The 23,359-nt window shown below is 57.5% G+C and carries 25 protein-coding genes; 16 read left to right on the forward strand and 9 right to left on the reverse strand.

Annotated features, from left to right (window positions below):
* Positions 1 to 16 precede the first annotated feature (16 nt).
* The 7 genes from buk (at position 17) to N2315_02505 (ending at position 5,677) form a co-directional block, all read left to right on the forward strand.
* Positions 17 to 1,105 (forward strand): butyrate kinase, encoded by a 1,089-nt coding sequence (gene buk, locus N2315_02475; protein ID MCX7828053.1) that lies wholly within the window; start codon positions 17 to 19, stop codon positions 1,103 to 1,105.
* 10 nt (positions 1,106 to 1,115) lie between these two features.
* A complete protein-coding gene (locus N2315_02480) occupies positions 1,116 to 1,769 on the forward strand; it encodes a hypothetical protein (GenBank protein ID MCX7828054.1) in 654 nt (217 codons plus the stop codon).
* A gap of 32 nt (positions 1,770 to 1,801) precedes the next feature.
* On the forward strand, positions 1,802 to 2,035 hold the full coding sequence (locus N2315_02485) for a ferredoxin family protein (GenBank protein MCX7828055.1): 234 nt from the start codon (positions 1,802 to 1,804) through the stop codon (positions 2,033 to 2,035).
* A 46-nt stretch (positions 2,036 to 2,081) separates the two neighbouring features.
* Positions 2,082 to 3,143 carry a 3-methyl-2-oxobutanoate dehydrogenase subunit VorB gene (locus N2315_02490; GenBank protein MCX7828056.1) on the forward strand — a complete coding sequence of 354 codons (1,062 nt, stop codon included), beginning with the start codon at positions 2,082 to 2,084 and terminating at the stop codon, positions 3,141 to 3,143.
* Positions 3,144 to 3,150: 7 nt separating this feature from the next.
* Positions 3,151 to 3,900 carry a thiamine pyrophosphate-dependent enzyme gene (locus N2315_02495; GenBank protein MCX7828057.1) on the forward strand — a complete coding sequence of 250 codons (750 nt, stop codon included), beginning with the start codon at positions 3,151 to 3,153 and terminating at the stop codon, positions 3,898 to 3,900.
* A gap of 3 nt (positions 3,901 to 3,903) precedes the next feature.
* Positions 3,904 to 4,458 (forward strand): 2-oxoacid:acceptor oxidoreductase family protein, encoded by a 555-nt coding sequence (locus tag N2315_02500; protein MCX7828058.1) that lies wholly within the window; start codon positions 3,904 to 3,906, stop codon positions 4,456 to 4,458.
* Between the two features lie 232 nt (positions 4,459 to 4,690).
* On the forward strand, positions 4,691 to 5,677 hold the full coding sequence (locus N2315_02505; protein ID MCX7828059.1) for a MurR/RpiR family transcriptional regulator: 987 nt from the start codon (positions 4,691 to 4,693) through the stop codon (positions 5,675 to 5,677).
* A gap of 108 nt (positions 5,678 to 5,785) precedes the next feature.
* Here the strand turns inward: N2315_02505 and N2315_02510 are convergent, their stop codons facing one another.
* The 4 genes from N2315_02510 to N2315_02525 all read right to left on the reverse strand — a co-directional run bounded on the left by N2315_02510 (position 5,786) and on the right by N2315_02525 (position 10,152).
* Positions 5,786 to 6,469 (reverse strand): metal-dependent hydrolase, encoded by a 684-nt coding sequence (locus N2315_02510; GenBank protein ID MCX7828060.1) that lies wholly within the window; start codon positions 6,467 to 6,469, stop codon positions 5,786 to 5,788.
* A gap of 82 nt (positions 6,470 to 6,551) precedes the next feature.
* Positions 6,552 to 8,360, reverse strand: coding sequence for an aspartate--tRNA ligase (gene aspS, locus N2315_02515; GenBank protein ID MCX7828061.1), 1,809 nt, complete (start codon positions 8,358 to 8,360; stop codon positions 6,552 to 6,554).
* 1 nt (position 8,361) lies between these two features.
* Positions 8,362 to 9,642, reverse strand: coding sequence for a histidine--tRNA ligase (gene hisS, locus N2315_02520; GenBank protein MCX7828062.1), 1,281 nt, complete (start codon positions 9,640 to 9,642; stop codon positions 8,362 to 8,364).
* A gap of 249 nt (positions 9,643 to 9,891) precedes the next feature.
* A complete protein-coding gene (locus N2315_02525) occupies positions 9,892 to 10,152 on the reverse strand; it encodes a stage V sporulation protein S (GenBank protein ID MCX7828063.1) in 261 nt (86 codons plus the stop codon).
* Between the two features lie 193 nt (positions 10,153 to 10,345).
* On the opposite strand from N2315_02525, the gene N2315_02530 reads away from it, so the two are divergent.
* Positions 10,346 to 11,119, forward strand: a complete 774-nt coding sequence (locus tag N2315_02530) for a L,D-transpeptidase (GenBank protein ID MCX7828064.1) — start codon at positions 10,346 to 10,348, stop codon at positions 11,117 to 11,119.
* Between the two features lie 34 nt (positions 11,120 to 11,153).
* Here the strand turns inward: N2315_02530 and N2315_02535 are convergent, their stop codons facing one another.
* Positions 11,154 to 11,408 carry a hypothetical protein gene (locus N2315_02535; GenBank protein ID MCX7828065.1) on the reverse strand — a complete coding sequence of 85 codons (255 nt, stop codon included), beginning with the start codon at positions 11,406 to 11,408 and terminating at the stop codon, positions 11,154 to 11,156.
* Between the two features lie 180 nt (positions 11,409 to 11,588).
* Here N2315_02535 and N2315_02540 point away from each other — a divergent pair, with 180 nt between their 5' ends.
* From N2315_02540 to N2315_02550, 3 genes are read left to right on the forward strand one after another with little or no spacing between them, the layout of a single operon-like run.
* On the forward strand, positions 11,589 to 12,767 hold the full coding sequence (locus N2315_02540) for a type III PLP-dependent enzyme (protein MCX7828066.1): 1,179 nt from the start codon (positions 11,589 to 11,591) through the stop codon (positions 12,765 to 12,767).
* Positions 12,768 to 12,793: 26 nt separating this feature from the next.
* Positions 12,794 to 13,561: an amino acid ABC transporter ATP-binding protein gene (locus tag N2315_02545; GenBank protein MCX7828067.1), complete on the forward strand. Its 768-nt coding sequence runs from the start codon at positions 12,794 to 12,796 to the stop codon at positions 13,559 to 13,561.
* Complete coding sequence (locus N2315_02550) at positions 13,561 to 15,117, forward strand: ABC transporter substrate-binding protein/permease (protein ID MCX7828068.1); 1,557 nt, start codon at positions 13,561 to 13,563, stop codon at positions 15,115 to 15,117. Before N2315_02545 ends, N2315_02550 begins: the two co-directional genes overlap by 1 nt.
* Before the next feature lie 90 nt (positions 15,118 to 15,207).
* Here N2315_02550 and N2315_02555 read toward each other — a convergent pair whose 3' ends face one another.
* A complete protein-coding gene (locus N2315_02555; GenBank protein ID MCX7828069.1) occupies positions 15,208 to 15,612 on the reverse strand; it encodes a hypothetical protein in 405 nt (134 codons plus the stop codon).
* A 35-nt stretch (positions 15,613 to 15,647) separates the two neighbouring features.
* Complete coding sequence (locus tag N2315_02560; GenBank protein ID MCX7828070.1) at positions 15,648 to 16,871, reverse strand: amidohydrolase family protein; 1,224 nt, start codon at positions 16,869 to 16,871, stop codon at positions 15,648 to 15,650.
* A 102-nt stretch (positions 16,872 to 16,973) separates the two neighbouring features.
* On the opposite strand from N2315_02560, the gene N2315_02565 reads away from it, so the two are divergent.
* The 4 genes from N2315_02565 (at position 16,974) to N2315_02580 (ending at position 20,130) form a co-directional block, all read left to right on the forward strand.
* The gene (locus N2315_02565; GenBank protein ID MCX7828071.1) at positions 16,974 to 17,591 is read left to right on the forward strand and encodes a trimeric intracellular cation channel family protein; all 618 of its coding nucleotides are present in this window, start codon (positions 16,974 to 16,976) and stop codon (positions 17,589 to 17,591) included.
* Positions 17,588 to 18,661, forward strand: a complete 1,074-nt coding sequence (locus N2315_02570) for a hypothetical protein (GenBank protein ID MCX7828072.1) — start codon at positions 17,588 to 17,590, stop codon at positions 18,659 to 18,661. Before N2315_02565 ends, N2315_02570 begins: the two co-directional genes overlap by 4 nt.
* A 100-nt stretch (positions 18,662 to 18,761) precedes the next feature.
* Positions 18,762 to 19,406 carry a TetR/AcrR family transcriptional regulator gene (locus N2315_02575; GenBank protein ID MCX7828073.1) on the forward strand — a complete coding sequence of 215 codons (645 nt, stop codon included), beginning with the start codon at positions 18,762 to 18,764 and terminating at the stop codon, positions 19,404 to 19,406.
* Between the two features lie 10 nt (positions 19,407 to 19,416).
* On the forward strand, positions 19,417 to 20,130 hold the full coding sequence (locus tag N2315_02580; protein ID MCX7828074.1) for a class I SAM-dependent methyltransferase: 714 nt from the start codon (positions 19,417 to 19,419) through the stop codon (positions 20,128 to 20,130).
* 145 nt (positions 20,131 to 20,275) lie between these two features.
* Here N2315_02580 and N2315_02585 read toward each other — a convergent pair whose 3' ends face one another.
* Entirely contained in the window at positions 20,276 to 20,992 is a 717-nt protein-coding gene (locus N2315_02585; protein ID MCX7828075.1) for an SIMPL domain-containing protein, read from the reverse strand.
* A 74-nt stretch (positions 20,993 to 21,066) separates the two neighbouring features.
* Positions 21,067 to 21,924 (reverse strand): pyrroline-5-carboxylate reductase, encoded by an 858-nt coding sequence (proC, locus tag N2315_02590; protein ID MCX7828076.1) that lies wholly within the window; start codon positions 21,922 to 21,924, stop codon positions 21,067 to 21,069.
* A 398-nt stretch (positions 21,925 to 22,322) separates the two neighbouring features.
* Between proC and N2315_02595 the strand changes: the two genes are divergently transcribed.
* Positions 22,323 to 23,219 (forward strand): cysteine synthase family protein, encoded by an 897-nt coding sequence (locus N2315_02595; protein ID MCX7828077.1) that lies wholly within the window; start codon positions 22,323 to 22,325, stop codon positions 23,217 to 23,219.
* Positions 23,220 to 23,359: the final 140 nt, after the last annotated feature.

Genomic DNA, 23,359 nt, shown 5'->3' on the forward strand with positions numbered 1-23,359 from the left:
AAGGCGGTGCTGAAGGATGAAGATACTGGTCATAAATCCCGGCTCCACTAGCACCAAGGTGGCGGTATTTGAGGGAGAGGAGGTTTTGGCCTCCAAGACCCTGCGCCACTCGTCGGAGGAGCTCAGCCCCTTTAAGAGGCTCACGGATCAGTTCGAGTTCAGGACCCGTATAATAGAGGCCTTCCTGGAGGAGTCCAACGTGAGCCCCAAGGACCTGGCGGCGGTGGTGGGAAGAGGAGGGCTTCTGGATCCCATATCCTCAGGGGGAACCTACAAAATCACCGAGGACATGTTGGAGGACCTGAAGGCCGGCAAGAACGGGGAACATGCGTCCAACCTGGGGGCCCTCATCGCCTATCAGTTCACCAAGTCCTTCGGGATCCCATCGTTCATCGTGGATCCGGTGGTGGTGGACGAGATGGAGGAGCTGGCCCGTTATTCCGGTCATCCAATGTTTAAACGGCGCTCCATATTCCACGCACTTAACCAGAAGGCCACCGCCAGGATCGCCGCTGAGAAGCTTGGGAAGGCTTACGAAGAGGTAAACCTGGTGGTGGTTCACATGGGAGGCGGCATATCCGTGGGCGCCCACCGGAAGGGACGGGTGGTCAACGTGAACAACGCGTTGGATGGAGACGGCCCCTTCACCCCGGAGCGCAGCGGCACGCTGCCCCTCACCCAGCTCATAGACCTTTGCTACAGCGGCAAGTATACCCTGGACCAGATGAAGAAAAAGATAAAGGGTTCCGGCGGCATGGTGGACTACCTGGGCACCAACGACGGCATGGAGGTGTCAAGGCGCATAGAACAGGGCGACAAGGAGGCCTTGCTGATATACAAGGCCATGGCCTACCAGACCGCCAAGTGGATCGGCAAGATGGCAGCGGTTTTGAAGGGGCAGGTGGACGGCATCGTCCTTACCGGCGGCCTTGCCTATGACAACGATTACATGGTCCCTTGGATAAAGGAGATGGTGGAGTTCATAGCCCAGGTGTTCGTCTTCCCCGGCGGCGACGAGGAGCGGGCCCTTGCCATGGGAGGGCTCCGGGTTCTAAGGGGAGAGGAGACGCCAAAGGTCTACTCCCAGATGAAGTTCCAAGGCTAGGGGTGCTAGTGTGACGGAGCTTAGGAAAAACTACGCGTTCATCGGGCTCTTCGGAAGCGGGAAGACCGAGATGGCCATAAACTGGGCCCTGCATCTTAGGCAGCAGTGGCCCAAGGTGGCCATAGTGGACGGGGACATAATATCCCCCTATTTCAGGAGCCGGGATGTGGCGGAAGAGCTGGAGGTTTTGGGGCTTACACCGGTATATCCCCAAGGATCTCTTCGGAATGGGGATCTTCCGGTGATAACCGGCGCTGCCAGGGGCTATCTGGAGCGCCAGGAGTACAAGACCGTGATAGACGTTGGGGGAGAAGAGGGGGGCATCGTGGTCCTGGGGTACCTGAAACCCCACCTCGGGGACTGCGAGATATCCATGGTGGTAAACGTGGCGCGCCCCTTCTCCTCCACCGTGGACGGCATAACAAAGGCACTGGATGACCTAACCAAGGTGGCGGACATAAGGGTTGATTACCTGATAAACAACCCCAACCTCTCAAAGGAGACCACATTGGACCTCATCCTTCGTGGGGAGGAAGTGCTTGAAGAGGCCTCCAGGAGGCTTGGCATCCCGGTCAAGTTCACGGTGGTCCCGGACTTCATAGAACCCAAGGGGCTGCGGTTCCCGGCTTTTCCCATAAGGCGCTTCATGAGGATGGAAATATAGAAAGGCACATCAAGCACGGAGGTGTTGTTGGTATGGCAAAGGCCAAGGGCAAGATTGATATCGACCAGGACAGGTGTAAGGGGTGCGGTCTATGCGTGAGCGTCTGCCCCATGAAGGTCATCGAGTTCGGTGACTCGTTCAACGCCAAGGGGTATCATCCCGCGGAGGCCAAGCACCTGGACAAGTGCATCGGCTGTGGTTTCTGCTACAACATATGTCCCGACGTGTGCATAACCGTCTACAAGGAAACGGCGGACAACGCTTAAGGGGCGCTTAGGGATAACACCTAAAAGGATTGGGAGGGGAACTCATATGGCCGAGAGAGTTTTGGTAAAGGGAACGGAAGCCATGGGGGAGGCCGCCGTAAGGGCCGGTTGCAGGCTGTTTTTCGGTTACCCCATAACGCCCCAGAACGAGCTTCCTGAGTACATGTCCAAGCGGATGCCGGAGGTAAACGGCACCTTCCTCCAGACCGAGAGCGAGGTGGCCACCATCAACATGGTATACGGGGCCGCCTGCACCGGCACCCGGGTCATGACGTCCACATCGTCCCCCGGCTACAGCCTAATGCAGGAGGGCGTTTCCTACATGGCCTGCGCAGAGCTGCCGGCAGTGCTTGTGAACGTGGTGCGCGGCGGACCCGGCCTTGGGGACATACAGCCCGCCCAGGGTGACTACTGGCAGGCCACCAAGGGGGGTGGACACGGAGACTACAAGCTGATAGTCCTGGCCCCCTCCACCGTGCAGGAGGCAGTGGATCTCACGGTGCTTGCCTTCGATCTGGCGGACAAGTACCGAAACCCCACGTTGATAATCGCCGACGGAGTGATAGGCCAGATAATGGAGCCCGTCACCTTCCCGGATTTCATGGACCTGTCAGCCCTTCCGAGCCACAGCAACTGGGCTCTTACCGGCGCCTCGGGAAGGGATAAGAGGATTGTGGCCCCCTTTGACCTGGATCCCTACAGGCTTGAGCAGATGAACCTGGCACTGGTGGCCAAGTACGAGCGGATGGAACAGGAGGAGGTCCGCTGGGAGGAGTACCTCACGGAGGATGCGGATGTGATCATAACCGCCTTCGGCACCGTGGCCAGGATCGCCAAGAGCGTGGTCGATCAGGCCCGCTCCAGCGGCATAAAGGCGGGGCTTTTCCGCCCCATAACCCTGTGGCCCTTCCCCTACAAGAGGCTTGAGGAGCTGGCCAAGGGCAAGAAGCTCATCTTGGACGCGGAGCTCAACATGGGACAGATGTTGGAGGACGTTAAGATGGCGGTTAAGGACCATGCCCCCGTGGAGTTCTTCAAGCGCATGGGCGGAGTGGTGCCCACCCCCGACGAGATCCTAAACGCCCTAAACTCGAAGCTGGGGAGGTAATTGAGCCATGACTTTTCAGGTTGTTATGAAGAGGCCCGACAGCCTCACCATGAAGGAGTTCACCTACTGTCCCGGCTGCACCCACGGGGTGATCCATCGGCTGGTGGCGGAGGTGCTGGACGAGCTAGGCATAAGGGAGAAGACCGTAACGGTGGCTCCCATAGGTTGTTCCGTCTTCGCTTACGAGTTCTTCGATACCGACGGGACCATAGCGGCCCATGGCAGGGCCCCCGCAGTGGCCACCGGAATAAAGAGGGCCAGGCCGGACCTTTACGCGTTCACCTACCAGGGTGACGGGGATCTTGCGGCCATAGGTACCGCGGAGATAATCCACGCCGCAAACCGTGGGGAGAAGATCACCACCATCTTTGTTAACAACGCCATATACGGGATGACCGGAGGCCAGATGGCCCCCACCACCCTGCTTGGGATGAAGAGCACCACAACCCCCTACGGCAGGAAGGCGGAGAACGATGGTTTCCCCTTGAGGGTTTCCGAGCTCATAAAGGAGACCCGCGGAGTGGCTTACCTGGCCCGCACCAAGGTCAACACCCCCCAGGACATACGCAAGACCAAGGATGCGATAAGAAAGGCCTTCCTCGCCCAGGTAAGGGGGCTTGGCTTCGGGATGGTGGAGGTCCTCTCCACCTGCCCCACCAATTGGGGCATAGATCCCGTCAAGTCGCTCAAGTGGCTGGAGGAGAACATGGTTCCCGAGTATCCCTTGGGAGTATTCGTGGACAAGGTGGGTGAGTAACCGATGAACACTCGGATGATCTTCGCTGGATTCGGGGGGCAGGGAGTCATGCTCATGGGGCAGATAATATCCCTGGCAGGCATGTTTGAGGGCAAGCACGTCACCTGGATGCCCTCCTACGGCCCGGAAATGCGCGGGGGTACCGCCAACTGCACGGTGGTGATAAGCGATGAGCCCGTGGCCTCACCGGTCACCAACGACGCGGAAGTGGTGGTGGCCATGAACATCCCTTCCCTCACCAAGTTCGAGCCCGCGGTAACTCCCAAAGGGCATCTTCTGATCAACCAGTCGGTTATAGATCGGGAGCCCCAGAGGAAGGACATCGTGTCAGTTAAGGTCCCCTGCAACGAGATAGCGGACCAGCTGGGGAACCTCAAGGTGGCCAACATGGTCATGCTGGGCGCCGTGGCGGGAGCCACCGGCGTCGTCTCCATGGACAGCATAGTCAAGGCCCTGGAGAAGAAGCTCTCCGCCGGCGGCAAGGCATCCCTCATAGAGGTGAACAAGAACGCCATCGAGCGGGGGTATCAGATGGCCAAGGAAGCGGTTTCCGCTTAAAAGCTGAAACATTAAACGACAAAGCCAAGGGCCCCTTCTCCGTTGAGGAGGGGCCCTTCTTCTTTTACAGCCCAAAGGTGTCAACTGTAGACAACGAACCAAAAGGGAAAATCAGTTTCCTTGGCATATGCCATGGTATATAATGTACAGGAAAACTTGAACGGAAACCCCGTTAAGGTTTACTAAAGTCCCCAATATCTCACCCCAATGGTAGAAACCATGGGGTGAGGCCGTGCCTTCAAGAGGTTTCAAGAGGTCAAAGCACCTCCAAGCCGATGGCGCCGTAAGGGCCCCTTTGAAGGTAGGGACTAACAGGTTCGTAAATCCCACTGATAACGGAAGGGGTGTCAACATGGACAGTGCCCAGCTTCAGGCGCTGATGATGGAACGGGTGGAAACCATGCCCAACAAGGCAAGGCGTGTGGTTGAGTACTTGCTGTCGAACATGCGGGAAGCGGCTTTCAGATCCATAGGGGACGTGGCGGAGGACCTCAACGTCTCCAAGGCCCAGCTGGTGAGGGTGGCCAGGATGCTCGGGTTCGAAGGCTATTCAGAGCTCAAGGACGCACTGCAGAAGGCCATCCTTGAGCAGGTGAACCCCGCCGCCATGCTGGCCAAGGTATCCAGCTCGGAGGAGAGCCTGCCGGACACCATATACCGCATGGAACACGCAAACCTGGACGACACTTGGTCCCAGCTGTCAGCCGCAAGCGTGTCCACCTTTTGCGATATGGTTCAGCGGGCGCGAAACATATACTGCATCGGCTGGGGCATATCCTCCATGGTGGCGGAATCCCTTCAGGTACGGCTTAGGGTTATGAACTTAAACTCCTTCCTCCTTAAGCGGGGAACTTTAACGCTGCATGAGCAGGTGCGGGTGGCGGGCAAGGAGGATCTGCTGGTGGTCTGCGAACTTCCCAGCTACGTGGTGGAGGTCACCGAATCCGTGGAGACCGCCCACAACAACGGCTGCAAGGTTATATCCATAACCGACAGCCCCGCAGCGCCGGTTTGCAGGTTCGCGGAGCTATCCATGTACGTCTCCGCCTCCTCCCCCACCTTCGGAAGCAGCATAATAGGCCCGCTCTTCCTGGTGCACGTGATAACATCCGTCCTGGCGATCCGCATGGGAGACCGGGCAAAGAAAGCCTTGGAGGAACAAGCCAAGTTCCTGCACGACGAGCGCATCTTCCACCCGGTGTTCGGCCTCAGATACTGATTGCATCAAAAGATCAAGGGCGGGAGACTCCCCATCCCGCCCTTGAAACCTGTGGTCACCAATGGACCGTCCCAACTACTTTAACCCTTCGTGCAGCATCTCCTTGGGTCAATCCCCTACGGTCAAGGACTCCCCCGGGGACAATACGACGGTCTCTGCCTCTGCCCCCACCAATTGAGCAAACCGTTTAGGATCCGCTTTTATGGGAGGGAACGTGTCATAGTGCATGGGAACCACCTTCCGGGGCTTTATCATGCTCACCGCCCTTACGGCATCCTCACAGTCCATCACGTAAAATCCGCCGATGGGCAACAGGGCCAGATCTATGCCCTCCTGGGCTAAAAGCCCCATGTCAGCGGTAAGCCCCGTGTCCCCCGCGTGGTACACCTTTACCCCACAGGCCTCTATCACAAAGCCGCAGGCCACACCTCCGTAGGCCACCGTATCCCCTTCGTCAACCCCGGAGCCGTGAAGGGCCTTCACCATCCGGACGCTGCCAAAGGGCATAGGAGTCCTTCCGGCAAAGTACATCCCCATGGTCCTAACACCCCGGCGGCCAAGGATGAGGGACAACTCATAGTTGCACACCACCGTGGCTCCGTATTCCTTTGCCATGGCCACGGTGTCCCCCAGGTGGTCCCCGTGGCCATGGGTCACGAAGATCCACTGGGGCCTTATTCCTTCAATCCCCCTGGCCACGGGGTTGCCGCTTATGAAGGGATCCACCAGGGCGCCGAAGGAATCCCCCTCCAGGTAAAAGGCCGCATGTCCAAGAAACCTGACGGAAAGCAAAGACAACACCTCCTGTCCTGGGATTAGCGTACCACCTTGCAAGCTTTAATCAAACAATCAAATAATCAAATCTGGAAGGCGGTCAATCCGCCGCGTCATCTCCTTTGAACGTGCTGGCTATGTATAGCTCATCCAGCTGTGACTTATCAACCCACGAAGGGGCTCCCGACAGCAGGCACTGAGCCCTTTGGGTCTTGGGGAAAGCCATGACCTCCCTTATGGACTTGGCTCCGCAGAGCATCATTACCAGCCGGTCGAAACCGAGGGCAAGCCCTCCGTGGGGAGGAGTTCCGTAGGAGAGGGCGTCCAACAGGAATCCGAACCGATCCCTCAGCTGCTCCTCCGAGAAGCCCAACACCTTGAACACCCTCTCCTGCACCGCTGGATGGTGTATCCTTATGGACCCCCCTCCAACTTCGCTTCCGTTCAGCACCAAGTCGTAGGCCCGGGATCTCACCGCCAGGGGATCGGACTCCAGGATGCCAAGGTCCTCCTGCTTGGGAGAGGTAAAGGGATGATGTACCGAGACGTAGCGGCCCTGATCTTCGTCCCACTCGAAAAGCGGGAAGTCCACCACCCAAAGGAAACGCCATCCCTCCTCCACCAACCCAAGGGACCGGGAGGCCTCAAGCCTTATGGTGCCAAGGACCTCGCAGGCCAGGCGCCAGGACTTATCCGCTAAGACCAGGAGGGCATCGCCCTCTTCCAGGGCCGACAATTCCAGAAGCCTCTGCTTTGTTCCGTCATCCATGCCCTTCACAAAGGGCCCCTTAAGCCCCTCATGGGTGCGCTGTATGACCGCCAAGCCCTTAGCCCCAAGCTCAATGGCTCGGGCCTCAAGGTTGGACGCGTCCTTCCTGGACAGCTTGGCGCCACCCTGGAGCCTAAGCCCCTTCACAGAACCGCCCTCATCCACCAATGCCTTCAAAGGAGAGCCCTCAAAGGCCATGACGGACGATAGGTCCACCATATGGGACGGTATCCGCAAATCCGGCTTATCGCTTCCGTAAAGATCCATGGCCTCCCGCCATGTGATTCGCTTGAAGGGGGTTGGGATATCCTCCCCCAGCACGTGGGAGAACAGCCCCTTGATGTAGCCTTCAAGCAGGGAAAACACGTCCTCCTCGGTTATGAAGCTCATCTCCAGGTCCACCTGGGTGAACTCCGGCTGGCGGTCCGCCCTTAAATCCTCATCGCGGAAACATTTGACTATCTGGAAGTACCGGTCGCATCCGGCCACCATGAGTATCTGCTTGAATATCTGGGGCGACTGCGGGAGGGCAAAGAACTTGCCGGGGTTTACCCTGCTGGGAACCAAAAAGTCCCTTGCCCCTTCCGGGGTGGACTTGGTGAGCATGGGGGTCTCCACCTCAAGGAAACCGTTCTGGGACAGGTAGCTCCTGGTGAACAGCGCGGCTTTACCTCGCACCCTCAGGTTATGCTGCATCTTATCGCGCCTTAAGTCCAAGAAGCGGTGCTTAAGCCTCAGGTTCTCATCAACCCTGTCCGCCTCGTTTATCTCGAAGGGAAGGGGCTTGGAGGGTGCCAGCACCTGAATGTCCTCCGCCACCACCTCCACTTCCCCGGTGGGCATATCGGGATTCTCGGTGCCCTCGGGCCGCCGGCTTACGCGACCCTTCACGGCAAGCACGTACTCGCTTCTCACGTCCTTGGCCTTCTCGTGGGCGGAGGGCGCCACCTCGGGGTTTATCACCACCTGGACAAGGCCGGTATAGTCCCACAGCTCAAGGAATATTATCCCACCAAGATCCCTGCGGCGTCTGAGCCATCCGTTCAAAACCACGGCATCGCCGGTCAGGGACGGCCCCACCTCACCACACTTAACGGTCCTCTTCCAAGACTCCCCGAAGAGACCCTCTGAAACGGACATCCTACCTTACCTCCCCTGCTGTCTTAAAGATAACCTCCGCCGCCGCTGCAATAGGCACTTCCTGCTGGGTGCCCTGCCCCATGTCCTTGAGGGCCACCACGGACTTCTCAAGTTCATTGCGGCCGATTATGCAAACCCACGGGACCTCCTTCTGGGAAGCCAGTTTCATCTGAGCCTTGAAGGACTTGCCGGAGTAATCCATGTCCGCTTTAACGCCCATGGAGCGAAGCTCCTTCAGGATGCCGGCGGCGGCCAGGCGGACCTCAATGTCCTGGTCGGCGGCCACCACGAAGACCTGGGTGCTGGGAGCATCTCCGAAGGAACAGCCCTGGCTCTCCATGGTTATTACGATCCGCTCTATGCCGGACGCAAAGCCAACGCCGGGCACGAAGGGACCCCCTATGGCCTCCGCCAGGTGGTCGTATCGGCCTCCGCCGCAGACCGCGTTCTGGGCGCCCAAGTCCCCGGACAGTATCTCGTAGGCGGTCTTGGTGTAGTAATCAAGCCCCCGGACGAGCCTCTTGTCCAGGCTGACCTTGGCCCCCACCGAATCCAATCCTCTGAGGAGGGCGTCAAAATGCGCCCTGCACTCCTCGCAAAGGTGATCCGTCATGGCAGGGGCTTCCTCGGTCAGCTCCTTGCATGAGGGGTTCTTGCAGTCCAGTATCCTCAAGGGGTTCCTGGAAAACCTGCCCTGACAGGTCTCGCAGAGCTGACCCAAACGGGGCTCCAGGTAATCGGTCAAGGCCTTCCGGTGCTCCGGACGGCACTTAGGGCACCCCACCGAGTTAAGAACTACCTCGAGATTGGAAAGCCCAAGCCTGCGATACAACTCCAGGGAAAAGCCTATCACCTCAAGATCCACCAGCGGATCCTGAGAGCCCAGCGCTTCCACGTCCACCTGCCAGAACTGCCGGTAGCGCCCCTTCTGGGGCCTCTCGTAACGGAACATGGGACCGGCGCTCCAAAGCTTTACCGGCTGGGGCTGGTTCTTGAGGTCGTGCTCAAGGTAGGCCCTCACCATGGAGGCGGTCAATTCCGGCCGCAGGGTTATGCTCCTGCCCCCCCGATCAGTGAAGGTGTACATCTCCTTCTCAACCACGTCGGTGGTGTCACCAATGCCCCGGCAGAACAGCTCCGTGTGCTCGAAGATGGGAAGCTGAACCTCCCGGTAGCCGAAGTCATCCGCCACATCGCGGCACACCTTAAGGACGTACGCCCACTTCCATGACTCGTCGGGCATGATGTCCTTAGTTCCCCTAGGCGCCCTTATGGCCTCCATCTCTAATCCCCCCAAGACTTTCAATTATGAAGACGCGGATCCCTCCCATGAAACAACCCCCTAAAGGGATCCCACAAAAGGCTTATCCTCTCATATTACTAAAATGGGGTCCCCCGTGACAACTCACGGGGGACCCGCGGATGGACAGATGAACCTATTCCCGCCAATCTCCGCGCCTAATGGCCCCTAGCACAGCACGCCGTCATGGCTTAAACCCCGCAGAGAAGGGGCTGGGACCCTCGGACAAATTTAACGGGACTCCAGCAGGAACTTGATGGCGGTCCTCTCCTCGTTGTCTATCTCTATCCTGGCGAAGGCGGGAATGCATATCAGGTCTATCCCGTTAGGGGCCACGTAACCGCGGGCAATGGCTATGGACTTCACCGCCTGGTTCACCGCCCCGGCGCCCACCGCCTGGACCTCAACGGAACCGGACTCCCGAAGAACCGCCGCTATGGCACCAGCCACGGACTTCGGCTGGGAGTTGCCCGAGACCTTAAGAACTTCCATATCGCTTCCCCTCCCTTAAGTTTGTAGATGTGGCGACCCGCACCCGGCTTAAAGCACATCAAGCGAATCGAAAGGCCTCTTGTTCACAAAAGGCAACCCCTTAAAGGGGCTTTGAGGATACTATAAACCAAACCGTTGAAAGATGCTATAATTCCCACTTAAAGACACCTCGCCTCAGGAGGAGACCCCAAGATTGAGCAAGAAGATAGCTGTCCTTTTAGCCGCGCTGTTTATGATCTCCGCCACAACGGCATGGGGGGCCCCCTTTACCATAAAGAAGGACGAGTACTGGATCAAGATCGACAAGTCGAAGTTGAGGCTCTACCTCATGAAGGGGGACGAGCCCCTTAAATCCTTCCCCGTGGCCATAGGCCGAGGCAAGGGAGACACCAAGAAGGACCGTCTGGACCTCATCACACCTGTGGGGGTCTTCAAGGTCCGCAGAATCCTCCAGGACGCCACAAACCTGGTGTTCGACCCCGCGTGGTTCAACGAGCCAGGAGAGCCCCAGAAGGGGGTTTACGGGAGCAAGCTCATATCCTTCTACAACCCGTGGCAGATAGCCATTCACGGGACCAACAGCCCTGGGTCAATAGGCAAGAGGGTGACCCACGGCTGCATAAGGATGCGCAACCGGGACATTGAGAAGCTGGTAACGTACATAGCCCCAGGCACCAAGATATGGATAACCCCTGGGGAAACAAAAAACGCAGCCCCACAAAAAGGGGGCAAGGCGGCCGCCCAAAGTCAGGGGAAAGCCAAGATGCCAGGGCTTCCACCCAAGGGGGCTACCAAGGAAGTGGTAAAGGACAAGCAGGAGGAGGCCAGCGCCTCTCCGTCGGAGTCCTTCACCGCGGCCCCCCAGGACGAAGGATCCGCCGGCAACGCTCCAGCATCACAGGACCTGCCACAAGGGGCAAAGGACCCGAACAACGCTACCCACAACGAAAAGAAGGAGTACCTGTAGCGCCAAGTCAAGGGCGATTAGGCGCCTAAGTCCGCTAACCCCTGGGCTCCTCCAGCATGGCCTTGACCCGCCGGAGCTCCTCCTCGGTGCGCTCGATGTCCTCTTTGGTCTGGGCTATCCAGCGTTGCCTGGTGGCGGGGTCTATTGACTCCGCCTTGGGGTCCGTGGTAAGGAAAGCGAGCTTCTTCCGCTGGATGTTGAGCCAATCGGTCCGCTTCTTAACGTATGACTCATCGTACTTGAGGTTAAGCAGATCCTCGTCTTCTTCCCTAACGAAGGCTCGGCTCATGTGTGGAACAACCTCCAGTCCTTAACCATTTACGTGTCACAGCCTCGGCGGTGGCGCAATCCGCTCGAGAGGTCATATAAATATAGCACCAAATGGGATTGCTCATTAAGGTGTAAGCCATTAAACTTCTCCAGGGCTCGCCGAAATGAGCGCACAAAAAAGGGGAGGAGAGAGGAAAATTTGAAGACACCCATCTACACCTTTGACCTGGACAGGTACTTCCCTCCGGACAGGTTCGAGAGGCTTAAGGCCTTCGCCGCCCAGAAGGAGACACCCTGCTTAGTGGTGGACATTTCCAAGGTGGTGGAAAGGTACGAAGAGATAAAACGAGAGATGGGCTTTGCAACGTGTTACTACGCCGTGAAGGCCAACCCCCACGACCAGGTGGTCAAGGCCCTTGCGAACCGGGGCAGCCATTTCGACGTGGCCTCCGTATACGAGCTGGATCAGCTCCTTTCCCTGGGGGTGGAGCCGGAGAGGATAAGCTACGGCAACACCATAAAGAAGGCCCGTGACATAGCCTACGCATACTCCAAGGGGGTCCGGGTGTTCGCCACGGATTGCGAGTCGGATCTTAGGAAGATAGCGGACAACGCACCGGGGTCCAAGGTGTTCTACAGGATCCTGTCGGACTGCAGCGGGGCGGACTGGCCCCTGTCGAGGAAGTTCGGCACCCACCCGGACTCCATATACCGCCTCATAGGGCTGTCCAAGAGGTTGGCGGTTGAGCCATACGGTCTTTCGTTCCACGTGGGGTCCCAGCAGAGGGACATAGGTCAGTGGGGATTCCTCATATCCACCTGTAAGTACCTCTTCGACTCCGCCAAGGAGTTCGATGTGGAGCTAAAGATGATCAACCTGGGAGGGGGATTGCCAGCCCAGTACCTGGAACCCACGGCGCCCTTGTCCCTCTACGCCTCTGAGATAAGGCGCTTCCTCAAGGAGGACTTCGGAGAGCAGCTGCCGGAGATATGGATAGAACCGGGCCGAGGCATGGTGGGCGACGCGGGGATACTGGTCTGCGAGGTGGTGATGATCTCCAAAAAGTCCCAGACGAACCCTTACAGCTGGGTCTACCTGGACGCCGGCAAGTTCGGGGGACTTATAGAGACCTTGGACGAGGCCATAAAGTACCCCATATACGTGGAGAAAAAGGGACCCAGCCAGAAGGTGATACTGGCGGGCCCCACCTGCGACAGCGTGGACATCCTCTACGAGCACTTCAAGTATGAGCTGCCGGTGAGCCTTGCGGAAGGGGACAGGGTATATTTCCTCACCGCCGGGGCTTACACCGCAAGCTACTGCTCGGTCAACTTCAACGGGTTTCCCCCCATCAAAACGTACGTATTCGAGGGATAGAAGGGATGAACGGGAAGGCTCAGCCCCTGGTGGTGGTGGAAAACCTCTGCAAGGGATTTGAAGACGGAGAGGTTCTCAACAACATAAGCCTCACCATAGAGGAAGGGGACCTGGTATCCATAATAGGCCCCTCCGGGTGCGGCAAGTCCACGCTGCTTAGGTGCCTTAACTGTCTTGAGATCATGGACCGGGGACGCCTTACGGTGTGCGGACACACGTTGGAACGGGACGGCAGTGAAAGGGGATACGGCAAGGAGACCCTGATGAAGGCCCACGAGATCCGCAAGGAAGTGGGCATGGTGTTTCAGTCCTTCACGCTTTTCCCCCACAAGACGGTTCTGGAGAACGTTATGTTGGCGCCTATGGTGGTAAAGGGGGAGGATCGGGAAACGGCGGAGGCCAGGGCTGTAGAGCTGCTCAAGAAGGTAGGCCTTGGGGACAGGATGAACCGCTACCCCTCCACGTTGTCCGGCGGGCAAACCCAGCGGGCCGCCATAGCCAGGGCCCTGGCCATGAGCCCAAGGGTCATGCTTTACGATGAACCCACATCGGCTTTGGATCCGGAGCTTGTTGGAGAGGTCCTGCAGGTCATGAGGGACCTGGACGCGGAGGGGATGACCCAGATAATAGTCACCCACGAGATGCGGTTCGCCAAGGAGGCCTCAGATTACGTGGTTTTCATGGACCGGGGGGAGATCGTGGAGATAGACGATGGGGAGGTCCTCTTCTCCTCCCCCAAGAACGAGCGCACCAGGGAGTTCCTAAGGCACCTGGTGGGGACGGGGATCGCGTGATGGGACGCCGCCATCTTAGCTTCCCGCTCCTTGGGATGCTCACCATTATGTTGTGCCTTCTCATACCCTGGGTCGCGTGGGGGCAGGAGAAGATTTTGCGCTGGGCTGGGGACTCCGAAGGTGGCGTTCCTTTCATGTTCAACGACCCCAAGAACGTGGATCGCCTCATAGGCTTTGAAGTGGACATCATCGAGGCCGTGGCCAGGGAGATGGGGCGCAAACCGGTTTTCGTCAACAACAGCTGGGACAACCTGATACCGGGGCTGAACAGAAGGCTCTACGACGTGGCCATAAACGGCCTTGAGGTTACCCCGGAGCACCAGCAGGAGGTGGCCTTCTCCATACCCTACTATCACACCTACCTCCAGATAGCGGTGCGCCGGGACAACAGGGACATAAAAGCCTTTTCGGACCTCAAGGACAAGACCGTGGGGACCCTTAAACAGTCCTACGCCTACTTCCTCTTGAAGGATCTTGGCTGCAAGGACATAAGGACCTACATCGTGGAGGCCAACGCCTACGACGACCTGGTGAACGGCCGCCTTGACGCCACGTTGTTCGACGCCCCCATAGCCATGTACTCCGCGGGGTTCAACCCGGAGGTCAAGTTCGTTGGGGAGCCGGTGGGGAGCATGACATACGCCATAGCGGTGCGCAAGGAGGACAAAAAGCTGCTGCGGGAGATAAACGCCGCACTGATGAAGCTCAGGGATACCGGGGAGTTAAGGCGTATATACGACCGCTGGAACCTCTGGAATCCGGTGATGGCCAAGGAGTGGAACGACTTCTCCCCTCCTAAAAGCCCGCCCTATGCCTATAACGACTGGGCAGAGGCCCACAAGCCAAGGTTGTCCTTAAAAGACCGCATCAATCGGTACCTCAGCTTCCTGCCCACCTTCGGCGAGGCTGCGGTGGTGACCTTGAAGGTGTCGGTATGCGCGATGCTTCTTGCCATGGCGGCGGGGTTCGTGCTGGCAATCATGAGGGTGTTCGGGCCTAAGTGGGCATCGGCGCTGGCTTTGGGCTACATAGAGGTCATCAGGGGAACGCCGGTGCTGATACAGCTTTTCTTCATCTTCTACGGGTTGCCCAACGTTGGGATAAAGCTCTCCCCCTTCATGGCAGGGGTCATAGGCCTGGGGCTCAACTACGCAGCCTATGAGGCAGAGAACTACCGGGCGGGACTCCTTGCAGTTCCAAGGGGGCAGATGGAGGCCGCACTGGCGCTTTCCATGACCCGATGGCAGGCGTTAAGGCACGTGGTTATCCCACAGGCCTTCCGGGTGGTCATACCGCCGGTCACCAACGACTTCATCTCGCTTCTTAAGGACTCGTCGCTGGTGTCCATAATAACCATGGTGGACCTTACCAAGGCCTACGGCCAGATCGCCGCCACCTACTACGACTACTTCGGGACCGGGATAATGGTGGCCGCCATATACCTACTGCTGGGCCTGCCCTTTGTGAGGCTATCCCGATGGGCGGAGCGGAAGTTCTCCATCCAGGACAGGGAGAAGCAGCGCCACCACGAACAGATGATGCGGGGCTGGCGCTAAGCAGCGCTAAAAGCTAAAAGAAGAGGGGGCCATAAGCCCCCTCTTCTCCTTTATCTTGAAACGCGCCAGCGGAGGTCAAGGGAGCAAAAGCTAACGGCCTTGCCGCTCCGCCACCTTCCGCTCCAGGGCGGACACGTGGACCACCGCCCGCTCCTGAGTCCCCTTCGCCACAGGACCATACATGTCGCTGGCGACCATGGAGAAAAACACCCGGTTGCCTTCCACGCTGTCAAGGGAAACGGTGAAGGCCACGTCCTCCCCCAACACAGCGGGGGCCAGGTTCTCCACGTGGGACATGACCCCAAGCGATATAAGGCCTTCCGGAAGTTTAGGATCCACCAGCTCAACCGCCAACTGGGTCATGGTCTCAAGACATGCGGCGGTGGAAAGGAACTCCTCCAGCGCCTTGGACTTATTGCCCACCGTATCGGAGGTGGACACCTTCTTCACCAGTTTCTTTACGCTGCCCAGCGGCAGAAGATCTTTCAGGTCCATAGCATCACCCCCTTTAACTTTATCCTTTTATTTTATCACAACACATCCCAACTCGACGTAATCTCTCTGATGCGCTCCTCCACCGCCTCAAGGTTCATTGTCAAAAGCTTGCCTTGGGACACCACCTTGCGTCCCCCTACGAATACATCTAGAACCTGCCTGCCGTTCATAACCTTAAGGTCCCCCATGGCGCCCACCTCCATGGACCCCACAGTTCCACACCTCATGTTGAAGGGCATCGGCGGAACCGACACCCCGAAGCGTTCAAGGGCGAAATCCCGCTCCTCCTGGATGCTGAGGCCATAGTTGCTGGCCTCGCCGTCGGTACCGAGGTAAAGCGGAACGCCCCTTTCAAGGAAGCCCGGCAAGTCAGGGGTACCCACCTTCATTCGGTGGTTCATCCTAAGGTTCAATACCACCGAGGCCCCCATTTGGACGAGCAGGTCCTTCTCCTCCTGGGACAACCATATGCAATCGGAGAGCAAAAGTCTTACGGGGCCAGTTCTCTCCAAAAGCCGGGCCAACACGAACACGGGCCGCTCCCCATAGAGGTCAAGGCACAGGTCCACATCTCCCTTGTCCTCGGAAAGGTGGAACTGTAGGGGCGAATCAAGCTCTACGGCGAGCTCCAACCCCCTTGTTATGGCGCCCAACGTGTTGGCGTGAAAGCTGTGAAGGGAAGGGACGATCTGCACCCCAGGAAGGCCCTTGAACTCCTCCATGAGGGATATTAGATGGTTCTCGTAATAGGGGCCCTCGAAGTAGCTCTCCTGAGAAGCCCGCTTATTAGGGTACGCGTCCTCGGACAGCAGGTCGTAATTCATCCTTCCGAACAGGATCCTGATGCCCGAATCCAGCGCGGCTCTTATGACCTCTCGGTCAAGGGCGTTGCCCATGCGGTTGTGGCAGTAAAAGGAAACCGCAACGGAGGTTATTCCGTTCAGCAGCATGCGGCCAAAGGCCCTGCAGCAGCTTAGGTAAACAAGCTCAGGGGTCATGTGGACGCTGTGAGCGTATATGGTCCTCCTGCACCAAGTTGGAAGGTCCCACCCCTCCTGAACCACGTGGGCGTAAACGGACTGCTCCGGATGGCTGTGGCCGTTGAAATCCCCTGCCGTCACGGAAAACCCACATTGGTAGTCCTCGATCCTCTCCGCCGCGGAGTTCACCGCAAGGGCCTCCGATGGATCCGAAAGGACGCCGTCCTTCACCGCCGCCACAGGCTTTCCATCAATCCTTATCAAAACGTCCGATCCCAACACCCCACACCTCCACAACCCCGCGCCAAAAGCAGGAGCGGTAAAGTCCTGTCCATTTTATGATAAACTCCTGGTTGCTGAATTAAGGAGGTCTGGTAAATCGTGATCCTATGGAACATATTCGAAGCCTTGGGCACCGTGGCCTTCGCAGCTTCCGGGGCGCTTACGGGGATAAAGAGGGGTTTTGACCTTTTTGGGGTTTGCGTGCTGGGGCTTGTAACCGCGGTGGGGGGAGGCATAACCAGGGACCTTTTGTCCGGCAATCTACCCCCTCTGGCGCTGAAGGACCCACATTACTGCCTCATGGCCGTTGCAACTTCGGTTCTAGTATTTGTCAAACCCATTCCGGTTCTCAAAATGGACAAGACCATAGCCCTCATGGACGCGGTGGGCCTTGGGGCCTTCTCTGCCGTGGGGGGGATGCTGGCCATAAACATGGGGTTCCAAAGCTTCTTCACCGTAACCGCCCTCGGGGTCATAACCGCCGCAGGGGGCGGTATCTTAAGGGATGTGCTTTCTAGCTCAACTCCCCTCATATTCCGCCGGGAGGTCTACGCTGTAGCGGCGCTTATGGGATCTGCCACACTCCTGCCAATAACCAGGGCACTGTCCGCAGAACATGCCATGTACGCGTGCATGATAATAACCACCGCCTCGAGGATATACTGCCTCAACAAGGGGATACACCTGCCCTCAGGGAGGCCAGGACGGAGGCCATGAGCCGCCCGGGGTGCCCGGACCAGTGCCGGGGCTGCAGGTACAAAGGCATACCCTACGAAGAGGGTCTTCGGCTGAAGGAAGGGTGGATACGCAGGGCGCTCTCGGACCACAGGGACGCGATCCATCCCATTCGAAGCGCCGGTGAGCACAGGGCGTTGGGGTACAGGAGGCGGGTACGCCTCAAGGCCCTTCACGATGGGTTCCGCTGGCGGTTCGGCATGATGAGAAGAGATCACATCATCCCCCTGGAGGAGTGTCCGGTTCAGCGGGATCAAATAAATGGGATGCTGAAGGCGCTCATGGGCTTGCCCAAGGGCATCCCGCTCTTCATGGTGGCTATAACCATGGCCCAGGTGGCATTGGTCTTCAAGGACAGACGACTTCCTACCATGGAGTTCCCCTTTGAAGATCTTGCCCGCTGGGGCTGCGAGGGGCTGTGGGGACACGCCAACCCGTCGGCGGGGCAGAGGATATTCGCAAAAAACGGATGGCACCTGATCTACGGCAAGCCCTTCTCCTTTGATGAGTCCCACATGGCCTACGGGCCATGGTCCTTCGTCCAGCAGATACCAGACCTCCACAGGGACTCTCTGGAGGAGGCGTTGAACTTCCTGCGCCCCTCCCAGGGCAAGGGGGTGGTGGACCTCTACTGTGGCGACGGGGCGTCCTTGGCCCTGTGGTCAGCCAACGGGGCATCCACGCTGGGGGTGGAGCTGTCATCCCTGTCCTTGAAGATGGCGGGCATCAACTCCCCTTCGTCGTTGCTGCTTCAAGGGACCTGCGCCCAGAGGGTGCCCCAGATAGCGGACTTTCTGAGATCCTTCCCGGTTGAAAACCGCCTTGTCTACGCAAACCCCCCAAGGTCCGGCATGGAGGCCGAGGTTTTGAACATGCTGGGGGAAGTCAGGGCACGGCGGATAGCCTACCTATCCTGTGCCGCCTCCACCCTTTCCAGGGATTTAGCCCAACTGGCTTCCATGGGATACGGGGTGGCAAAGGTAATACCCTATGACTTCTTCCCCATGACCGACCACGTGGAGTGCCTGGCTTTAATAGAAAACCAACATTAAGCGGAAACTATTAAGGCAACTTACTCCGATACACTCCTATAGCCCGGAACCCTTGACTGGTAAACGATCGTTTACCTTAAATTACCGGGATGGTGGTGCCATGAATCAAACGAAGGAGCGGATCCTCTCCGCCGCGCTGAAGCTGTTCGCCCAGCGAGGCTACGACGCGGTATCCACCGCGGACATAGCTTCGTCGGTGGGACTTACCAAGGGGGCCCTCTATAAACATTTTAAAAACAAGGAGGACATCCTAAACAGCGTTGTGGCCAGGATGGAGGAATTGGACAGGGAAAGGGCCAGGGACAAGGGAGTACCGGACGAAACCATAGATATCTGCAAAGATCAATATGAGGATCTCGATCTAAACAAGTTGCTGGATTTTGCAAAACACCAACTCACTTATTGGTCTAGCGACGATCTAGCAGCGAACTTCAGGAGGATGATAACCAAGGAACGAGAAAGAAATCAGCACATGCGCGATCTTTTCAATAAACATCTTGGACTTGGCCCCCTAGAATACGTAAGCGATATTATGGCCCAAAAATTTAATCTAAGCCAAGGCTCGGCAACCATAATATCAATAGGGCTGATAGGTCCAATGTATTTTTTCTACGAGCTCATGGATGTCATAAGCACCGAAAATTCTCTACAAAGAGAGCAAGAGCTCACAAAGGCAATAAATAACTACCTAGATCTCTATTTTGATATGATCGATAAAATTGCAACTAAAATCAACCAAAGGTAGGTTTTATTCGATGATATATACGCTTAGCAAAAAGTATGAGAACAAAAAATTCATGGATAAAATAATGGGTCCCAACCCAATAAAGCTCGCCGAAGAACTCCTGACGGACCACAAAATACCCAAGGACGCTGTAATATGCGACCTCGGAAGCGGCAACGGAGTAACCAGCGTCTTCATGGCCTCTGAATACGGCTTTACCGTCTATGCGCTGGATCTATGGAGCGATCCAGAGGAAAACCAGGAGTTCTTTAACCAGTTCGAGTGCAAGGACAGGTTAATAGCCGTAAAAGGAGACGCCAACCAACTGCCCTTTGAAAAGAACTTCTTTGACGCCATAGTGAGCGTCGATTCTTACAACTACTTCGGAAGGGATCCCCGCTTCCTAGATGAAAAGATAATGGACTTTCTAAAGCCGGGTGGGCTTATCTACATCGCCATCCCAGGGATGAAGAAGGACCTCCACGATAACCCCCCATCAGAGCTGCTACTCTCCTGGACCAAGGATCAACTGGACTACATCCACGACATAAGCTACTGGAGATCAATGGTAGAAAACTCTAAGAAGGGGGAGCTGTTGTCCATAAGAGAGATGCAGAGCTTCCAGGAGGTTTGGGATGACTGGCTTAAGCTGGATAACCAATATGCCGTATCGGACAGAAAAGCCTTCCAAGCAGGGGGCGGAAAATACTTCAACTTCATATCAATGGTCCTAAGGCGCCATTAACGGGATCCCGCCAATGATTCAGCCTCTTCAACAAAGCTGACAGCTTCAACATTCAACAAAAGCCCCCGGGCTAAATCCTGGCCAGGACCTAGCCCGGGGGCATGCACCTTGCAAATCAGCCCCTAAGTCCTCCAAGGGCTTTCCCTCAATCCTCCAGGTAGTATTGAACGGTGGTAACCACCCGTACCCTCTTGTAGTCCGGGGATCCCTTGTCCCGATCCTCTATGCTGAAGTACCCCTGCTCCGCCCGTCTAATACCCCCCAAGCGGCTGTTGGAGTCCTTGGCGAACTGCTCCGCCGCGTTCCTGGCGCTCACCGTGGCCTCCGCCACCATCTTGGGCTTGATTGAGTCCAGCTTGGTGAACACGAACTCCGGCATTACCCCGTACTCCTGGGACAGAACAACCCCCTTGCTCACCAGTTCCCCAGCGCGCTCCATCGCCCTTTTCGCCTTATCAACCTGCGTGGTCCGCAAGGTCACGAAGCTCTGGGCCACGTAGCGCTCATCAATCCTGGAGGACTGATCAACCCCGTACTGGGTCTTCAGGTCGTTTATCTGGGGTGGGGACTCGCTTATCTCCTCCGGCTTGAAGCCCAACGAGAGCAGAAAAGCCCTTATCTCTCCCTTAGCCCTGTCGTTAAGCCTCTGCAGAGTACTAAGGTCGTTGGCAGACACCCTGAACATTATGGGCCACACCGCCAGGTCCGCCCTAACCTCCATCTCGGAGAAGCCCTTCACCGTAACATAACGGTCGATGCTTTTGATCTTCCCAATGGAACCTGCTATAAGAAAGGCGGACAACACCAAGGAGATGCCCAACAACGCCGCAGGCACCGTCAAATAACCCTTTCTCTCGTCCATTCCCAACACCCCTCCCTAAGTGACCCCCAAGCCCAAGGGCATGACCCCACAGAAGCCCATATGGTTTTTCTACTCTAACTCTCCCTGACCTGATGCGCAAGGATCCCCTTGTCAATCACGTTCCTCCTGGCGGAATCCGCCAGTTCTACTGCCCTTGAGGCCGCGGCGGAAACCGCTCTCATGAAGGCGGTCCTTACCCTACCCTCCTCAAGCTCGTAAAGCCCCTCTATGGTAACCCCTCCTGGTGTTATCACCTGATCCCTCAGCTCCGCCGGATGTCCACCGGACTCAAGCAAAAGTGATGAAGCCCCTATGGCGGTGTTGGCCGCGGCGCGCAACGCCAGATCCCTGGGCAGCCCTGCCTTGAGGGCGCCCAATATCATGGCTTCCAAGACGGTGTATATGTAAGCAGGCCCGCTGCCGGACATGGCGGTAAGCACGTCCAGGTACTGCTCATCCACCCTCTCAAAGGCCCCCATGGACCTGAAGACGCTCCTAACCATGGCCTCCTCCGACTCTCCCACGCCCGATCCGTTAGCGTAAACCGTGTACCCCCGCCTTATCCGACAGGCGGTGTTGGTCATGGCCCTCACCACCGGGAAGGGACAAACCGCTTCCATCATCTGGATGGTCATGGCCGCCGCCAGGGATATCACCACCTTCGGGCCGGATCCCGGCGCTAAGGCAGCTATCTGGGACATAACGTCCAGCACCTGGTAGGGTTTCACCGCCAATATCACCACGTCGGCCCACGACGCGGCCTCTTGGTTAGACCCTCCCTCCTCCACTCCGGCCTCCAAAAGCTCCGTAGGTATCACGCCCCTCTTCCGGGTGGCCATCACCTCAAAATGGGGCCTAAGTGCCATGGCCGCCGCGCTTCCTATGGTTCCCGCCCCTATTATGGCCACCTTCCTCACAACTACCCTGTCCATCCGTCGCACCTCCCGTGAAAATAAAACGGGGCCGCCCCCGAAGGGACGGCCCCGCACCCAAATCATCCAAAGGGCCTTACGATCTCAGCTGCTTCATACCTCAAGGCCAAGGACGGGCAAAGGGCATCCTCCCGGGGAACCCCAAGGGCTCCCCGGGCTAGGGATCGCTTGAAACGCAGACCAGGAGCACAACGTCAAGTTCCCTACCCCCTCCCGCAACATGCGGGAGATTGTAAAACAAGCTGGACCACCTGTCAAACCGCTCCCGATTTAATCACCTGTCACTCCATCAGTCATCATCATTGAGGATTAAGATTTTCATTTCCCGGCTTTATTGACATATCCTGAGATGAGAATCAAAATCCTTAGCGTCAATTACTTCGAGGGAGGAATAAATTTTGAGAGAAGGAATCCTTGCCCACGTGGGTAACACCCCCATGGTGCTGCTTAAGAACTCGTCACCCAACCCCAACGTCAAGATATGGGCCAAGTTGGAGATGCTGAACCCGAGCGGATCCCTGAAGGACCGGGTGGCCCTTTCTATAGTCGAGGGAGCCGAAAGGCGCGGGGAACTCAAGCCCGGCATGACCCTGGTGGAGGCCACCAGCGGTAACACCGGCATAGCCCTGGGCATGGTGGCGGCGGTCAAGGGATACAAGCTGAAGATCTTCATGTCCGAGGCCAAGACCATAGAGAGGCGGAAAATCCTCAAGTACTGGGGGGCCGACCTGGTGCTCACCACCAAGGACGACCCGGACAGCCACATACTCTCCGCCATGGCGTACGCCAAGGAAAACCCCGACTGCTTCTACGCAAACCAGAACGAGAACTTCGACAACGTGGAGGCCCACCGAACCGGCACCGGGGTGGAGATCATAGAGCAGCTGAAGGGGCAGGTTGACGCCTTTGTGGCGGGCTTCGGCACCGGCGGATGCCTTATGGGGGTGGCCAAGGCGTTCCAAGACAAGGGCGTGCCCGCTAAGGTTTACGGGGTGGAGCCGATGCCCAACACCGGCGGCATAGACGGCCTCAAGCACAGGTCCGAGGCCTATCAGCCCCTCATCGCCGACAGGGGGCTCCTGACGGGGATAATAGACGTAAGTCGGGACGAAGCCATCGCGGGGGCCAAGGCCATATCCGCCAAAGAGGGCATAATGGCGGGCATGTCCTCCGGAGCCACCCTCCACGCCGCCCAGCAGCTGGCCCTCAAGATGGAACGGGGCAACATAGTGGTGATCTTCGGCGACCGGGGGGAGAGGTACTTCAGCACCCCAATATTCGACTACCAGGGCTAGGAAAACCTTAAACATCCATGAGCACAGATTAGGGTAAGTTGGATCCCACACTGTGCCGTGCCAAAGAGGCGCTTGGTTCCCCCGGGGATGTCCATTTCTCCACCGGGGGAACTGTTATATCCTCTCGGTTAAATCCGGAA

The organism is Thermanaerothrix sp. (assembly GCA_026417795.1).
Taxonomy (GTDB): domain Bacteria; phylum Synergistota; class Synergistia; order Synergistales; family Synergistaceae; genus Thermanaerovibrio.

What these genes read in the sequence shown, in the direction of transcription:
- buk (MCX7828053.1), top strand. Translation starts at nt 17, where the DNA reads ATGAAGATACTGGTCATAAATCCCGGCTCCACTAGCACCAAGGTGGCG.
- N2315_02485 (MCX7828055.1), top strand. Translation starts at nt 1,802, where the DNA reads ATGGCAAAGGCCAAGGGCAAGATTGATATCGACCAGGACAGGTGTAAG.
- N2315_02490 (MCX7828056.1), top strand. Translation starts at nt 2,082, where the DNA reads ATGGCCGAGAGAGTTTTGGTAAAGGGAACGGAAGCCATGGGGGAGGCC.
- N2315_02495 (MCX7828057.1), top strand. Translation starts at nt 3,151, where the DNA reads ATGACTTTTCAGGTTGTTATGAAGAGGCCCGACAGCCTCACCATGAAG.
- N2315_02500 (MCX7828058.1), top strand. Translation starts at nt 3,904, where the DNA reads ATGAACACTCGGATGATCTTCGCTGGATTCGGGGGGCAGGGAGTCATG.
- aspS (MCX7828061.1), bottom strand. Translation starts at nt 8,360, where the DNA reads ATGTCCGTTTCAGAGGGTCTCTTCGGGGAGTCTTGGAAGAGGACCGTT.
- hisS (MCX7828062.1), bottom strand. Translation starts at nt 9,642, where the DNA reads ATGGAGGCCATAAGGGCGCCTAGGGGAACTAAGGACATCATGCCCGAC.
- N2315_02525 (MCX7828063.1), bottom strand. Translation starts at nt 10,152, where the DNA reads ATGGAAGTTCTTAAGGTCTCGGGCAACTCCCAGCCGAAGTCCGTGGCT.
- N2315_02535 (MCX7828065.1), bottom strand. Translation starts at nt 11,408, where the DNA reads ATGAGCCGAGCCTTCGTTAGGGAAGAAGACGAGGATCTGCTTAACCTC.
- N2315_02550 (MCX7828068.1), top strand. Translation starts at nt 13,561, where the DNA reads ATGGGACGCCGCCATCTTAGCTTCCCGCTCCTTGGGATGCTCACCATT.
- N2315_02555 (MCX7828069.1), bottom strand. Translation starts at nt 15,612, where the DNA reads ATGGACCTGAAAGATCTTCTGCCGCTGGGCAGCGTAAAGAAACTGGTG.
- N2315_02570 (MCX7828072.1), top strand. Translation starts at nt 17,588, where the DNA reads ATGAGCCGCCCGGGGTGCCCGGACCAGTGCCGGGGCTGCAGGTACAAA.
- N2315_02575 (MCX7828073.1), top strand. Translation starts at nt 18,762, where the DNA reads ATGAATCAAACGAAGGAGCGGATCCTCTCCGCCGCGCTGAAGCTGTTC.
- N2315_02580 (MCX7828074.1), top strand. Translation starts at nt 19,417, where the DNA reads ATGATATATACGCTTAGCAAAAAGTATGAGAACAAAAAATTCATGGAT.
- N2315_02585 (MCX7828075.1), bottom strand. Translation starts at nt 20,992, where the DNA reads ATGGACGAGAGAAAGGGTTATTTGACGGTGCCTGCGGCGTTGTTGGGC.
- proC (MCX7828076.1), bottom strand. Translation starts at nt 21,924, where the DNA reads ATGGACAGGGTAGTTGTGAGGAAGGTGGCCATAATAGGGGCGGGAACC.